This is a genomic window from Herbaspirillum chlorophenolicum (assembly GCF_001189955.1).
In the GTDB taxonomy this organism is placed as follows: domain Bacteria; phylum Pseudomonadota; class Gammaproteobacteria; order Burkholderiales; family Burkholderiaceae_D; genus Herbaspirillum; species Herbaspirillum chlorophenolicum.
The window spans coordinates 13,252-28,112 of the sequence record NZ_LFLT01000045.1 but is presented as its reverse complement, the minus strand read 5'-3'; the positions used below and the strand labels follow the sequence as shown (position 1 = coordinate 28,112).

14 protein-coding genes and 2 pseudogenes are annotated in these 14,861 nt (G+C 56.9%); 6 read left to right on the top strand and 10 right to left on the bottom strand.

What is annotated here, in order from left to right:
• Nucleotides 1–651, top strand: a 651-nt coding sequence (locus tag AKL28_RS20005) for a site-specific integrase (protein ID WP_050470058.1), incomplete at its 5' end; no start/stop codon positions are given.
• Here the strand turns inward: AKL28_RS20005 and AKL28_RS20000 are convergent.
• The 10 genes and pseudogenes from AKL28_RS20000 to AKL28_RS19955 form a co-directional block, all read right to left on the bottom strand.
• On the bottom strand, nt 631–1,239 hold the full coding sequence (locus AKL28_RS20000; protein ID WP_050470057.1) for a hypothetical protein: 609 nt from the start codon (nt 1,237–1,239) through the stop codon (nt 631–633). The genes AKL28_RS20005 and AKL28_RS20000 overlap by 21 nt on opposite strands.
• 63 nt (nt 1,240–1,302) lie before the next feature.
• On the bottom strand, nt 1,303–2,259 hold the full coding sequence (locus AKL28_RS19995; RefSeq protein ID WP_050470055.1) for a methyltransferase domain-containing protein: 957 nt from the start codon (nt 2,257–2,259) through the stop codon (nt 1,303–1,305).
• A gap of 70 nt (nt 2,260–2,329) precedes the next feature.
• Nucleotides 2,330–3,571, bottom strand: a complete 1,242-nt coding sequence (locus tag AKL28_RS19990; RefSeq protein WP_050470053.1) for a TolC family protein — start codon at nt 3,569–3,571, stop codon at nt 2,330–2,332.
• A complete protein-coding gene (locus tag AKL28_RS19985) occupies nt 3,568–3,870 on the bottom strand; it encodes a DUF3240 family protein (protein WP_050470052.1) in 303 nt (100 codons plus the stop codon). Before AKL28_RS19985 ends, AKL28_RS19990 begins: the two co-directional genes overlap by 4 nt.
• Nucleotides 3,863–6,917 (bottom strand): annotated as a pseudogene (locus AKL28_RS19980) (efflux RND transporter permease subunit). The gene AKL28_RS19985 and the pseudogene AKL28_RS19980 overlap by 8 nt, the downstream one beginning before the upstream one ends.
• Nucleotides 6,917–8,020: an efflux RND transporter periplasmic adaptor subunit gene (locus AKL28_RS19975; protein ID WP_050470050.1), complete on the bottom strand. Its 1,104-nt coding sequence runs from the start codon at nt 8,018–8,020 to the stop codon at nt 6,917–6,919. Before AKL28_RS19975 ends, AKL28_RS19980 begins: the two are co-directional and overlap by 1 nt.
• A 180-nt stretch (nt 8,021–8,200) precedes the next feature.
• Nucleotides 8,201–8,560, bottom strand: a complete 360-nt coding sequence (locus AKL28_RS24610) for a hypothetical protein (protein WP_156226413.1) — start codon at nt 8,558–8,560, stop codon at nt 8,201–8,203.
• 188 nt (nt 8,561–8,748) lie between these two features.
• A complete protein-coding gene (locus AKL28_RS19965; protein ID WP_050470046.1) occupies nt 8,749–10,053 on the bottom strand; it encodes an MFS transporter in 1,305 nt (434 codons plus the stop codon).
• A gap of 13 nt (nt 10,054–10,066) precedes the next feature.
• On the bottom strand, nt 10,067–11,164 hold the full coding sequence (locus AKL28_RS19960) for a nickel/cobalt efflux transporter (protein ID WP_050470042.1): 1,098 nt from the start codon (nt 11,162–11,164) through the stop codon (nt 10,067–10,069).
• Between the two features lie 9 nt (nt 11,165–11,173).
• Complete coding sequence (locus tag AKL28_RS19955; RefSeq protein WP_050470040.1) at nt 11,174–11,443, bottom strand: metal-sensing transcriptional repressor; 270 nt, start codon at nt 11,441–11,443, stop codon at nt 11,174–11,176.
• 112 nt (nt 11,444–11,555) lie between these two features.
• On the opposite strand from AKL28_RS19955, the gene AKL28_RS19950 reads away from it, so the two are divergent.
• From AKL28_RS19950 to AKL28_RS19930, 5 genes and pseudogenes are all read left to right on the top strand, one after another.
• Nucleotides 11,556–12,515, top strand: coding sequence for a chromate resistance protein ChrB domain-containing protein (locus AKL28_RS19950; protein WP_050470039.1), 960 nt, complete (start codon nt 11,556–11,558; stop codon nt 12,513–12,515).
• A pseudogene (locus tag AKL28_RS19945) lies at nt 12,512–12,877 on the top strand (chromate transporter); the annotation flags it as partial. The gene AKL28_RS19950 and the pseudogene AKL28_RS19945, both read left to right, overlap by 4 nt.
• A 143-nt stretch (nt 12,878–13,020) precedes the next feature.
• Nucleotides 13,021–13,356, top strand: coding sequence for a PepSY domain-containing protein (locus AKL28_RS19940; RefSeq protein ID WP_050470036.1), 336 nt, complete (start codon nt 13,021–13,023; stop codon nt 13,354–13,356).
• Between the two features lie 57 nt (nt 13,357–13,413).
• Nucleotides 13,414–13,599 carry a phosphatase PAP2 family protein gene (locus AKL28_RS19935; protein ID WP_050470034.1) on the top strand — a complete coding sequence of 62 codons (186 nt, stop codon included), beginning with the start codon at nt 13,414–13,416 and terminating at the stop codon, nt 13,597–13,599.
• 1 nt (nt 13,600) lies between these two features.
• Entirely contained in the window at nt 13,601–14,818 is a 1,218-nt protein-coding gene (locus AKL28_RS19930) for a TniQ family protein (protein WP_050470032.1), read from the top strand.
• The last annotated feature ends 43 nt before the right edge of the window (nt 14,819–14,861 follow it).

The window sequence follows — 14,861 nt, the reverse complement described above, 5'->3', positions numbered from 1 at the left end:
GGCATTGGGCGCACCCACGGACGCCCCAAAAAGCAGGCCAAGGCCCTCCCGATTGAGGATCTTGAAAAGATCATCGTGAAGTTGGATTCCGTGGATACCCTCAAGGCTAAGCGGGACAGCGCGCTGCTGCAGCTGGGCTTCTTTGGCGGCTTTCGGCGAAGTGAGCTCGCAGGATTGCAGGTTTCTGATCTTGCATGGGAGCCGGATGGCTTGATCGTGACGCTGCAGCGCTCCAAGACAGACCAACAAGGCCAGGGGATCGTCAAGGCGATTCCCTACGGTGCCGGCCCGTGCTGCCCAGCGACCGCTCTGAGAGGTTGGCTGGAGACCGCAGGAATTGGCGACGGAGCGGTATTCCGTTCCATTAACAAATGGGCGATGCTAGGCGAGCACGCCATCCACCCCGCCAGCATCAACGCGATCCTGGCTGATTGCGCAAGTATGGCGGGACTGGACTATGTACCGGATCTTTCCAGTCACAGCCTGCGCCGGGGCATGGCGACCAGCGCTTATCGCGCCGGCGCAGACTTTCGGGACATCAAGCGCCAAGGCGGCTGGCGCCATGACGGAACGGTGCAAGGCTACATCGAAGAGGCTGGCAGATTCCAAGAAAATGCCGCTGGCCACCTGCTAAGGAAGCGCACCAGCTGATTTCACCAGATCCAAGCGCGCCACACGGGCTCTGGCCTGGGCCTCAGTCTGCTCAGTAATTTCACCTCGGACCGTCGTGAAGGTTTCGCTTAGCTGGTATTGCAAATAAGTAGTAGCGTCGCCGGAAATCTCATACTCCCGGTTCGCCACCCCCGTTGTTTCAATTCGAATCCGATGCGTGCCTTGCTCAGCCACGATGCGGAAAAAGGTCATCGGGCCTAGCGTCGCCGCCAGACGGTCGTCGACGAAGACTTGCGAAACGGTGTTGCGCTGTTGTGCGTAGGGCCGCAACACGTAGATCGCCACTTTTCCAACCGGTGCTGAATTGAGTGTACGGGCCTGTGCCGCCACGACTTCCTCTTCGACCGGTACTTCAACGCAGTGGCTGGACTGCAGCAGAATGGTACAGTGGGCGACGCCCGGATGTGTATGGGCACAAGCAACCAAGATCGGAATCGCCACGAGTGCGCTGACATAGGCGGCGATCTTGCTGTGCCTGGCGTGCACCACCTTGGTGGCCTCAAGTAAATTAGACAGAATAGACATCATTAACCTCACCCATATCAATACCTTGAAGATGACGCGCATACCCCACCGAACTGGGGCACTCCGTCACACGACTTAAGCGATCTCACCGAAAATCGAAGGAATTCATTTTCTGCTTTCATTTTTCACACTTTTTATCCGAGTGAATAAGTAGACCGCAGATCCCAACTCAGGGGGGATCAGCATTTTCGCTAATTCTGCTGCCTCCACCATCTCAAAGTTCTCTTGTTCAGAATAGGCTCCCCAACTTCCACTCGCCACTTGATACTGGCTTCCGATCATGATGTAGAGCTGTACGCTGGATGTCTGAAAAATATGATGCTCAAACGGATTTTCTGCCGGGGGCCACGAACACACTACGACTTCTGGCGCATACCGCTCAAGGGCAGAGACCGCATCGCATTTCACTACGTCAGAGGGATACTTTATCCGGTGGCCCCAACTGTAATCATCGGTTGCGGTAACCTTCACTCCACATCCCTTTAAGAAGCGTGTCAGAGTTCCGTCGCCCGCACCTATTTCCAGCGTTTTTCTAGGGCCGATCAGCTTTGCAAGAGTCCTGACGAAATCGCGACTGTAAAAACAGTAAATCCCCTTAGACGATACCAACGGCATCAGAAGCTCCCGCTGGCCCAACAAGGGCCAGATCAGCCTGAATAGTCGCAAGCTGACCATCTTCCGTTCCAACCCGCGGGAGAATAGCAGCCACTGAGCAAGCCCCCCGTTCCAGAAGTTGAAGCGCACTTTTCCTCTGGCATTTCCGCTTGCCAACGACAAACTGCAGTCCTTCACGGCCAAGCAAATCATCTGATATCGAACCTGCCTGTATGTCGCCTCCCACATGGCCTTTGTTAGCACCTCTTGCCGAAAACCCTTACGATGCCGTGGCCACTCGGGCGGATTCTCTGTCAGTCGCCTCAAATCCTCGGGACTGCCTGTTGTAATCACTTCGTTCAATTGCTGCTGGGCGATTTCCCATTGTTCTGGAAACTCATTACAGAGATCCATCAGTTTGGGTCTGGTTGCCAACCAGCGGACGATATCTTGGGGCGTCTTCATCATCTATAGACGTGAACATACATATCCCGGGCCGTCTGCCAAGCATTCCATCGATCAGCCGGCGGCGCTCAGGTCAGTTCTGTTCCAGCCCCCAGATCAGATGAGAGTCAATCAATAGTTGGTAATAACTCCTGATCGCCGAAGTCTTGGCTCCCAATGCCCCTTGCTGGGCAGTGGCGGCTTGGCGTTGGGTAAGCAACAGTCCTTGCAAATCGCCCTCACCCAACAAGTAGGCTCGCTGCATCAGACGCGCGTTCTCACGCATGGAGTTCGCGCTTTCCTCTGCCAGTAGCATGCCATCGTAGTTGCTTTGCACAGTGATGATCGATGAATCGATTTCGGCGCCGATCTGCCTCCGAATAGCCTCAAGTTCCTGGCGTTTGGCCTCCGCCACATGCGTCGCTTGGATAGCCCTCTCGCTGCGGGACCCACTCGGGATCGGGATGCTGATCGATACGCCGACGAGTCGCTCCCTGCCGCGCGCCTCGGATCCACTGAAGACCCCAAGAGTGGGGTCTGGCGTCCGTTCGGCTCTGCTGCGCTGTGCTTGTGCATCTGCGCTTCGCCATGCGGCCTCGGCAGCCTTAAACCGGTCACTTTGCTCGCGAATTCGGGCTTGTAAATAACCAGAATCCTGCGCCAGCGCGGAGATGTTGGGGAAATTGGAGAACTGTCCATCAAAACCTGGGAAGCGGCTATGCAGTTGTGTCCATGTCAATGAAGCACCAAGCTTGGCTTCGTTGGTCTGTCGACGCTGTTCCGCCAACTCGGACTGCGCCAGGCTCACATCGAGCTTGGCGGCATCACCGGCTTTCGCACGCTTCTGTACGGCAGAAAGATTTTCTACCGCAAACTGCTGCATGCTCTTGCTGAGTTCATAGTTGGCATTGGCCTGCAACCAGGCCATCCATAACTCCAGTAGATCGCGCGCAGCCTCGTGCATGGCTTCGCCGTAGCGCGCCTCGGCTTCATCCACCGTCGCCTGACCAAGTTTGCGGTCTGCCGACGCCTTGGCGGGCAGGCGGATCGTGCGCTCCAGAGCGACGTTCCACTCATTCGAGTTCGCTTCGTTTTCGACACGACGGCGCTGGCCGGTAGCGCGCGCCGTCCATTCATAGGGCGATGCGTCAAGAATATTGGATTCTCGACGTGCCGCATCCAGCGTGGCCCGCGCAGCAGCAACGGAGGGATCCTGTTCCAACAGGGGGCGCGCAACCAGCGCCGGGATCGGACCGTCCGGTATGCCGGGGGAGCTTTGGGCTTGCGCGAACAACGGCAGAAAGAGCGCTGTCAGTAAAGTGCTACGAAGATTCATGCAAATTCTCCTTGTTCGAACACGGCCGTCACCCAGTAGCGCAGCCCCGAACGAGCAAATGTGTTTTTCAGACCGGAGAGCAACTTATCTTTGGCTTGCTCAGTGCAGAGGATTTGAACTTGCGTCATGACCGCACGCCCCAGAACTTGTTCGGACGCGGACAGGCGTTCCCGCTCAACCCCGTGTGCTGCCACGGTTACGCTGGTAAACACAGCGACGTCAGGCGCGACGAGCAATGAATCCAGCAATTGCTCTTCAAGATTGCGTGGACATAAGATAGTGATGATGGAATCAGACATGCTTGATCTCCTGGCTGGGTTCTTTGTCGGCGCCAGCGAACTTAAGATAGAGGATAGGCAATAGCATCAGGGTCAATGCGGTTGCAGTAATTAGGCCACCAATGACCACGATGGCCAGCGGGCGCTGGATCTCGGATCCGGGACCGCTTGCGAACAGCAGCGGAATCAGGCCAAACGCCGTGATGGACGCGGTCATCATCACAGGCCGCAAACGTCGCTTGGCACCGGTGACTACGACTTCGCGCAACGGCATTCCCTCATGTCGCAGCTGATTGAAATAGCCCACGAGAACGACACCGTTGAGCACCGTAATCCCGAGTAAGGCGATGAAGCCCACCGAAGCAGGAACAGACAGGTACTCACCGGTCAGCCACAAGGCCACGATGCCACCCACAAGCGCGAACGGAATGATGCTGAGAATAAGCAGTGCCTGCCTGATCGACCCGAAAGTGGCAAACAGCAGTACGAAGATCAATCCCAGCGAAATGGGCACTACTACGCCCAAACGGGCCGCAGCACGTTGCTGGTTTTCAAACTGCCCACCCCAGCTCATACGATAGCCGGTTGGCAATTTCAGCTTCTGCGCCACTTTGGCTTGCGCTTCTTGCACGAAGCCCACCAGGTCGCGGCCGCTGACGTTGGCGATAACAACACTGTAGCGGCTACCCATCTCCCGGTCGATTTTGACTGGTCCAGCCGCGCGCTCCAGAGTCGCAATACTGGACAGAGGAACCGTCATACCATCTTTTCCAGTGATACGAACTGCCGAAAACTCGGCAGGTGACAGCCGAATCGATTCAGAAGCACGTAACAGGATGGGGGTACGACGGTTGCCTTCGATCACCGTGCCTGTCTGCTGGCCCTCGATCTGCACCCGCAGCGCATCCTGGACGTCTTCCACCGAGAGGCCCAAGCGGCCTGCCTGCATACGGTCGACGATCACCCGCATGTATTGCACCCCATCGTTTTGAACCGTATATACGTCCTGATTGCCGGAGATGGTCTTGAGCACTTGTTCAACCTGGGTCGCGTATGAGTTGAGCTGTTCAAGGTCGGGGCCGAATATTTTGACCGCAATGTCGCCCCGTACGCCAATGATCATCTCGGAGACGCGCATTTCGATAGGCTGGGTAAAACTGTAAGAGATGCCAGGCAGGGTATCCAGGACCTTGCGAATTTCTGCCAGCAACTCGTCCTTTGTCTTCATGCGCCACTCACTCTGCGGCTTAAGCAGCAGATAAGTGTCGGTCTGATTAAGACCCATTGGATCCAAGCCAATCTCATCGGAACCGGCGCGCGCCACCACTCCCGTCACCTCCGGGATCTCTTTCATCAGTGCCTGATGAATCTTCAAGTCAATTGCTGCGCTTTCCTCCAGGCTCACGGAGGGGAGTTTTTCAATGCCGACAATCAAGCTCCCCTCATCCATGGTCGGCATGAATGTCTTGCCTACCTGCGTGTAGAGCACGCCAGCCAGCGCCAACATCAGGACTGCGCCAATCGATACCACCCGCTGATGTCTAAGTACCCATTCAAGCAAAGGGGAATATGCTTGCAGCAGCTTACGCGGCAGCCAAGGTTCTTCATGGCTGACATTCTTGATGAGATAAGATGCGATGACGGGAATGACGGTGAAGGAAAGCAGCAGGGAGCCGGCCAACGCGAAAACGATAGCCATTGCCACCGGCGCGAAAAACTTGCCCTCCAGATCCTGCAAAGTCAGCAACGGCAAAAATACGGTGATGATGATCAGGATTCCAGATGTCACGGGCACTGCAACTTCCTTTACGGCCCGATATACGATATGCAATCTGGGAAGTTTTCCGTCACTCTTGTCGTCGGCCAGCCGCTGCACGATGTTTTCAGTTACCACCACTGCTGCATCCACCAGCATACCGATCGCAATCGTCAGCCCTCCCAGGCTCATAAGGTTGGCCGACATGTCAAAGCTGCGCATGAGGATGAATGTGATAAGAGCCGCGAGCGGTAGTACTAAAGCGACGGTTACTGCTGCCCGCACGTTGCCGAGGAACAGTCCGAGCAGTACCAGAACCAAAATGGTCGCTTCCAGCAGTGCACGAGAAACCGCACCTACCGCCTTATCAACCAACGAGGCCCGATCATAAAAGACATCGAGCGTTACCCCTTTGGGTAAAGTCGACTGGATCTCTTCAAGCTTCTTTTTGACTCCTTCGACTACCTTTTGTGCATTGGCGCCGGCCAACCCCAATACCAGCCCTTGCACCGCCTCGCCTTGTCCGCTCTTGGTGCAATGAACCGACATGCACGGACGAGCTGTCCTTAACGGTGACGACAACGGAACGCAGGTCATCCAGATTCTGGATACTGCCTTCGGTTCGGACCAGGAGAACCTCGCCACCTTCAGACAGGCGTCCGGCACCATCATTCATGTTATTACTGCGCAATGCATCTTTCAGTTGCGCCATCGTGATACCGGCGCTGGCAAGTTTGAGTGGATCGGGGATGATCTCGAACGAACGGACCATTCCACCCAATGAATTTACATCCGCTACGCCTGGGACCGTACGCAACGCGGGACGAATTACCCAATCGAGCAAACTGCGCTTGTCCGCCAGACTCATTCCATCCGCTTCGATGGTGAACATAAACATTTCACCTAATGGTGTTGTCACGGGGGCCATGCCGCCGCTGATTCCCTGAGGAAGCAACTCTGCGATCCCGGCAAGGCGCTCGTTAACCTGCTGGCGTGCCCAATAGCGGTCGGTTCCATCTTCGAAGTCGATCGTGACATCGACCAGTCCGTACTTGGTCACCGAGCGCAGGATCTTGGTCTTGGGAATGCCAAGCATTTCCACCTCGATCGGTACTGCAATACGGCTCTCGACCTCTTCGGGGGTCATGCCGGGCGCTTTCATGATTACCTTGACCTGCGTACTGGATACATCGGGGAATGCATCGATCGGCAGTTGGGTGAACGCAAACCATCCGGCTCCGGCAAGCATAAGTGCCCCTAGCAACACGAACAGTCGCTGGGATAGGGAGAACTGGATAAGTCGGGCGAGCATTATTTCCCTCCCTTGTCATCCAACCACGCGCCTTTCAGGGCAACGATGCCGCTAGTGGCAATTTTTTCATTGGGTTGCAGCGCGCCCAGGATACGCAGACGCTGAGCTGCGCTAGCTTGCACCTTAACCGGACGGGCGTCGAATCCTTTTGCCGTGCGCACGAAGACAACCGCATAATCCCCGTCGTACGCGATGGCGGATAGCGGAACATCCCAGCTACCGGGTGTTTTCTCAGGCATCAGCTCCATGGTCACGAATTGGCCGGGCAGCAGCGCTCCCTGGCCGCCCTCCAGAGAGGCGCGCAAGGTCACGCTCTGGCTGCCCGCGGCCACGCTGGTGCCAACGCTAAGGAGTTTGCCCTTGACATTGATGCCTTTGACCTTCACCGGCGTCCCGGCACGCCAAGTGGCTGCATCCGAAGCAGAAACATGGATATCTGCTGTCAATACGTCAGCCTGTGTCAGGCGCATCAGCGGCGTACTGGCATCAACACGCTGCCCAAGTTTGACCTCGATATCAGTCACGATACCGCCCTTGGCGGCGCGTAGAATGAAACCATCCTCGACCGTGCCGGCGGTGCCCAGCCTGTCCATAAAACCTGCCATACGGAGAGCTGCTTTGACCTGGAACAGGGCCGCCTCACTCTCCTGCAGCGCGGCTTGCGACTCCTGCACCCGGCGCTGGGCAATGATGCCTTCATCAAAGAGCGCCTTCTCTCGCTGAGCATTTTGCGCGGCCAGGCTGTACTTTGCATTCGCTGTCATCAACTGCATCTGCAACTGACTAAAGTCCGGACTCACGACGCGCAGTAGCGGCGCACCTTGCTTCACGGTCTCGTTATGACGTACAAGAATCTGCGATACCATGCCGGCCAGCGGAGAACTAATGATTTGCTCGCGATCAGGCGGCACGGTGATTTGGGCGGGATACTGTACTGCCAGCGCTTCGGATTGCTGATCGAGCCGCACGAGCTGAATACCCAGTGCCTTAATCTGTTGATCGGTGATGGAGAATGATTTTGGCCTGTCGGCTGCATGGGCCGACAATGCTTGGAAGATGAGAATGGCAAGAGCAAGTCGCCCGACGAAAGCAGGTGTTTTCATATGGATGTCCTGATCTCCATCCGTCCGGGCAACACAAGGCAGCCCAGAGGCAGACGGATTAGTTCACTGCGAGAAATGTTGAGACGCGATGCAGCGATGGCCGAGCTGACGAAGACAGCCCCCGAACGGCGGGTCACTCCAAGTCGCCAGGATTACTGACGCAAAAAAATGGCGAAGGAATTAGATCGACGAACGTCGAGGGGGCCGGAATGGCGCAGGAAATACCGACTCCGGAACACGGGAAGCCAGTAAGGAAAAGATCAGGATGGTAGCTAACGCCCATACCTGCAGTGTCGCAGACATGGAGGCAGGAAGGGGCTGCCCGTGATCCGCAGCATGCAGCAATTGATGTTCTGCGCCGGTGAGAATGCCATGATCATCTTCGTCGGCATGCTGATCCATCAAGGAAACAAGTTTCCCATTCAGGGTGTGATCCAGATCATGATGAAGCCATTGCGTGCGCAAGTGCGCAATGCCAATGTTCGCAATAAAAATCGCGAGCATTAGTAAAGCAACACGTCGGCAGATGGTTCTTTTCATAAAATTGGATAAAGCACATTTTAAGTGCTGAATATTTCAAATTATCCGTTAAGGCCTGCTAGTTCTCAACCGTTATCAGGGGTAGAAAACATCCTTAATTTAATCCATTAGGATGTATTGCAACAAAAAATACAGGCTGAAGCATAGCACCAGCACAATGGTGATATAAGCGATTATCTTGAGCCATGTCATGGATGAGGCCAGTCACGATGATAGTCATCGATGACGTAATGGTGGCAATGACGCTTTCCGCCCCCAGCGAGATGCACATGCTCTTCATCTAAATCTGCATGCTCGTGCTCTATTTGCTCAGGATCAACAGCGGGCCATAGTTTTGCAGCGGCAATTACAGCCACTAGGGCAATCAAACCAAGGACGACAAATGTTAGCGACAAGCCGATACGCGCTCCGAGCCAGCCCGCAACCGGATAAGTAACTAGCCAGCAAGCGTGCGACAGTGCGAATTGCGCGGCAAACAGAGACGGCCGATCTTCCGCTGACGAGGATCGACGTAACAGTCGCCCGGACGGTGTCTGCGTCAAGGAGTAACCGATACCCAGCAACCCCCACAGTACTAGCATCCAATGATACGAGTCTACTGTACTACCCGCGAATAGGCCGATTATCAGTACCGAAGCACCGGATAACATCGCAGTACGATCAGAAATGCTTTTTAGGAGGCCCGGCAAGATAAAAGCGGCCGCCATCGAGCCTCCACCAAAAGCGGCGAGAGCCCAAGCAGTTTGCGTCTGCGTCAACCCGAACCTGGCCTGGACGTACACCACGGTGTTGACAATCACCATCGCGCTCGCCGCAGCAACAGCTAGATTGAGTGCCAGAAGGCCACGCAATCGGGGCGTAGCCAGGTAAGTCCGGAGGCCCTTGGTCGTGCGATCGTAGATGCCGCGGGGTGGTGATAGCTTTGCTTTTGGCAACACGACGGAGACCACTAGCAAAGCGGATCCGATGAATCCGATTGAAGTTCCCGCAAACAACATGTGAAAACTGATCACGCTCACTAGTGCAGCCGCTAGCATCGGACTGACGACACTTTCCAAGTCATAGGCCAGGCGCGACAGTGACAAGGCCTTGGTGTATTCGTCCTCCTCCGGCAACACATCAGGAATGGTGGCCTGGAAAGTCGGAGTGAAGGCAGCCGATGCCGACTGGAGCACAAAGATCAGGATGTATATCTGCCAAATCTGTGTAACGAATGGCAGCGAAATGGCCACAGCGGCGCGAATGAGATCAAGGGTCACCAAGGTAGTGCGTCGCGGCAGGCGTTCGGAAAACGCGGACGCGATCGGCGCCACGCCAATGTAGGCGATCATCTTGATCGCCAATGCAGTCCCGAGTACCGTGCCGGCTTTATCTCCTGCGAGGTCAAAAGCCAACAAGCCCAACGCAACTGTGGCAAGTCCCGTACCCACCAGCGCAATCACTTGCGCCAAGAATAAGTGGCGGTAACTGCGGTTTCGAAATACGGAAAACATGGTATTTCCTTCTTTAAGCCGGCAGTGCAATCCAGCCGTGATAGAACACATACAAGCCCACCATAATAATGACTGCGCTGGAGAAGTAAGGCGCCTTGCGGGCAAATGTACCGAAACCCGACCAGCGCTTGCTGACATGACGGATGCTCAGGGCTGCCACGATACCCGAGGCCACCATGGTCAGCGCCAGACCGATACTGAAGCACAGCACCAGGCCTGCGCCCAAGGAAACCTTCTTCAGCTGTAGGCACAGCAGCAGCACGGTAATAGCCGCCGGACACGGGATCAGGCCGCCGGTCAGGCCGAACATGACGATCTGGCCGGTGCTGATGTCCCTATTAGCGAACCGCCGCTTGATGTCGTTCGCGTGGGCTTGCTCGTGAGCATCCTGGTACGTCCCATCCGATACGTCCAGTCCATCATCGCCATGATCGTGGTGGTGATGCTCTTCATATTGGACGTCATAAATGTGGAAGTGACCGCCGTGCGACAGAAACACTTGTGCTTTGAACTCATGCGGCTCGGGAATCTCATCGATCGACTCCAGAAATGCTCCCTTGTCGACAAACTTGAAGGTCTGTTCGGTGCCATCTGGGCGAGTTGTGTGAATCTCGACGCCAGCGGCTGGCCAGCGATGCATGCCGTGCTCGGTCGATAACCGGAAGCGCGGCGGCACATTCTCTTCGAAGATATCGACACGCAGCATGCCATGGCCGGTATTGATCCACTTGGTCTCGTCGTGATGATGGCCATGCACCTCTTCACGTGCCTGCTGCCAAGTTCGGTACGCCATCCAAAGCGCCACGCCGATGATCAGTACGCCGGAGGCGACCTGGAAGTAAGGCTCCGACGATTCCGCGCTCCACTGACTGCCGAAGTACATGCCGGCTAAGGCGACCAGCCACACCACGGCCGTATGCGACAGCGTGGCAGAGATGCCCAACAGCACCGCCTGCGAGACGGTGCCGCGAATGGCCACAATGAAAGCAGCCATCATGGTTTTGGAGTGCCCTGGTTCCAGGCCGTGCAGCGCGCCCAGGAGAATAGCGCTGGGGATGAACAGCCAGATGTTGCCGGCGCCTTGCTGGAGCAGGCCTGCGATATCGATCATGGAGGTGCCTCAGAGGTATTTGGTGATTTCTTTGAATTCGCGTACCGCCTCGGCGGCGTCCTGGCCGTCTGACTGCATGGCGTGATCCAGGCAATGGCTGATGTGGTCGTGGATCAGAGTGCGCTTGGCATTGCCGACAGCGCTTTCGACGGCCTGCAACTGCTGGGCGACATCCAGGCAACTGCGTCCTGTTTCCATCATGGCAATAATGCTGCGCAGATGGCCTTCGGCCCGCTTCAGGCGTTTGATGATGTCGGAATGGGAGGCGTGGGTGCTCATCGCATATTTATCCTATCGGGGGGGATAGGATATCACGATTGCTAATCAGCACGATAGCAATGCCCTTAAAGTTAACTTTGTAATTTTCGTTACATGGTGTAGAGTTTTATACATGAATACTACATCGACACACTGGCACCTCCTCATTGCCAGCCTTCCCACCACCGGCGCCACCGCCCGCATGCGCCTTTGGCGGGCCATCAAGGCCCTGGGGTGCGTCCCGTTGCGCGACGGCGCCTATCTCCTTCCCGAACGCCCCGGGCATGCCGACACCTTGGCCGAACTGGTCGACCAAACCAATGCCGAAGGCGGCGAAGCCTGGCTAGTGAAGGTGGTTCCCCGGAACGCAGACGATGAACAGGCCTTCCTGGCACGGTTTGATCGTGCCAAGGAATATGGCGAATTTCTGGAAATGGTGGTGGAGGCCAAGAAGTCGCTGATGTCGCAAGCCACGGCGGATATCGCCAAGACGCTCAAGAAGCTGGCCAAGGAACGTGAAGCGATCGAGCGCATCGATTTTTTCCCCAATGAAGCGGCCCTGGCCGCCAATGCTGCCTGGGCCGATTTCGCCGAGAAGGCCGATGCGATCTTGTCGCCTGGCGAGCCGCAGCCGCAAGAACGGGACATTCCCTACTTGCAAATTCAGGATTACCAAAGGCGTACCTGGGCGACGCGACGCCATTTATGGGTGGATCGGGTGGCTAGCGCGTGGCTGATCCAGCGCTTCATCGATTCCAAGGCGGCCTTTTTGTGGCTGGACAGTCCTGCCAATTGCCCTGTGGATGCCTTGGGCTTCGATTTTAACGACGCCACGTTCACCCACGTTGGTAACAAGGTGACGTTTGAAGTGCTGGTCGCCAGCTTCCAACTCCCCTCGACGCCAGGCATGGCCAAACTGGCCGCCCTGGTGCATGCGCTCGATGCCGGTGGCGAGGCGCCGGCGGAAGCGGCCGGGTTCGAAGCGATCCTGACCGGTGCGCGTGCCCGTTTGGCCGACGATGATGCGTTTTTGGCGGAAGTCGGTTCCATCCTCGATTCTCTCTACGCTCATTGCAACAAGGAAACGCCATGAGTGCCATCGCAGAAAAAATACCGTACACCCTCTGGCAAATGGCGCTCTACATGCTGCGCCTGGGCACCCTAGGATTTGGCGGCCCGGTGGCCTTGGTCGGCTACATGCACCGCGACCTGGTCGAAGAGCGCAAGTGGATCAGCGATGCCGACTACAAGGAAGGGCTCGCCTTAGCGCAATTGGCACCGGGGCCGCTAGCGGCCCAACTGGAAATTTACCTGGGCTACGTCCACTACCGCATCTGGGGTGCCACCATCGCCGGACTCGCCTTCGTTCTGCCGTCGTTCTTCATGGTCGTGGCGCTGGGTTGGGCCTACATGCATTTTGGCGGCCTTAGCTGGATGCAAGCTGTGTTCTATGGGGGGTCGGTTCAGAAAACGGAAAATAAAGCACGCTAAGCCGTTGCCCGACATCCCAAAGGACGATGGCCCGGCTCAGTGAGAGCTAAGTCCGCCTGCGTACCTTCTCCACTGTGCAAATCCCTGCACTCTTTTGGAGAAGCATCATGTACCGCTACACCAGACTTTCCCTTCTAGCCGTCGCCATCGCTACAACCGGCGCGGTCGCCTACGCCGCCAATGGCGGTATGGGAAACGACGCAATGGCTATCGCCAAGGCCAAGATTCCGCTCACTCAGGCGGTCACCGTTGCCGAGCAGCACGCCAATGGCAAGGCGTCACGCGCCGAGTACGAGAACTCGAAGCAAGGCTGGGTCTATGACGTCGAAGTCGTCAGCGGGGCCAAGGTCTTCGATGTCCGGGTCGATGCCAACAAGGGCACGGTCATCTCGTCCGCCGAGGACAAGGCGGATCACGATGACGACCACGACAAGCGTGACTGAATTCCCGACAGCATGGCTGGATCGCCCACGTGTGAGGCGATCCAGCCCGGAGACCCTATGGAATCACTCAACCAAACATTGTTTCTCTGGCTTAACGCACCGGAGCACCCCAGCGCTTTGGCGCTGACGCTCGCCGTCTTTTTTGCCGAGCGGCTTATCTGGGCGATGCCGCTCGTGATAGGTATCGGCTGGCCGACTACACCGGCCCAAGCGAGCGGCGACGACAGTTCGAGCGGGAACTGATGTGACGCCAGCGCCGCGCTGGCCGCTGCATCCGGCTCCCAGAGAAGGCGAAGCCTTGTCTTCGTGGCTCAACCGCGTGGCCCTTTGCTATCACATGGAAGTGTCCGAGCTGCTGGAGCACGATCTTGGTCACGGCCAGGCTGATGACATGGATACCGCGCCACCACAGTCGCTGCTGACAATGCTCTCCCGGCGGAGCGGCATCGAGCTGGATCGGCTGCGTTGCATGAGTTTCGCCGGCTGGGTGCCTTGGTTACTGGACAGCCTTGATGATCAGATTCCTGACGCTTTAGAAACCTATACGTTCCAGCTCTCGGTGTTGCTGCCGAAACTCCGCCGTAGGACGCGATCTATCACGAGCTGGCGCGCCTGGCTGCCCAGCCAGCCATTACATCGCGCCTGTCCACTCTGCCTGAACGATCCGGCAAACCAAGCCGTATTACTTGCGTGGAAGCTGCCCCTGATGCTGAGCTGCCCGCTGCATGGGTGCTGGCTGGAATCGTATTGGGGCGTGCCTGGGCGGTTTCTCGGCTGGGAAAACGCCGACGCCGACCCACGCACGGCCAGCGACGCGATTGCGACGATGGACCGGCGTACCTGGCAGGCACTGACGACCGGCCATGTTGAGCTGCCGCGCCGACGCATCCACGCCGGATTGTGGTTTCGGCTGCTACGCACGCTGCTTGATGAGCTGAACACCCCGCTTTCGGCGTGCGGAACCTACGCGGGGTATCTCCGCCTGATCTGGGAACGCTGTGGGTATCCGCTGCGTGCTGGGCAAAGTCTGTGGCGACCGTATGAAACCCTGATCCTAGCAGTAGGGTTGCAGATGCTGGAGGCTGCGGCAACGGCAATCAGCTTGATCGAAGTGAGGGATATAAGCCCGCCTGGCGAGCATGCAAAGCTATTCTGGTCCGAGCCCCAAACCGAGTTCACCAGTGGCCTGCCGGCGAAAGCGCCGAAGCCCGAACCCGTCAATCACTGGCAACGTGCAGTCCAGGCCATCGATGAAGCCATCATTGAAGCGCGGCACAACCCCGAGACGGCACGCTCGCTGTTCGCGTTGGCTTCCTATGGTCGGCGCGACCCAGCTTCCCTGGAACGGTTGCGAGCCACCTTCGTGAAGGAAGGCATCCCGCCGGAATTCCTGTCACATTATGAGCCTGATGGACCCTTTGCATGCCTTAGACAGAATGACGGGTTAAGTGACAAATTTTAACGGCCTGAGCTTTCCGGCGCACACTGTCACATAATCGAACGTA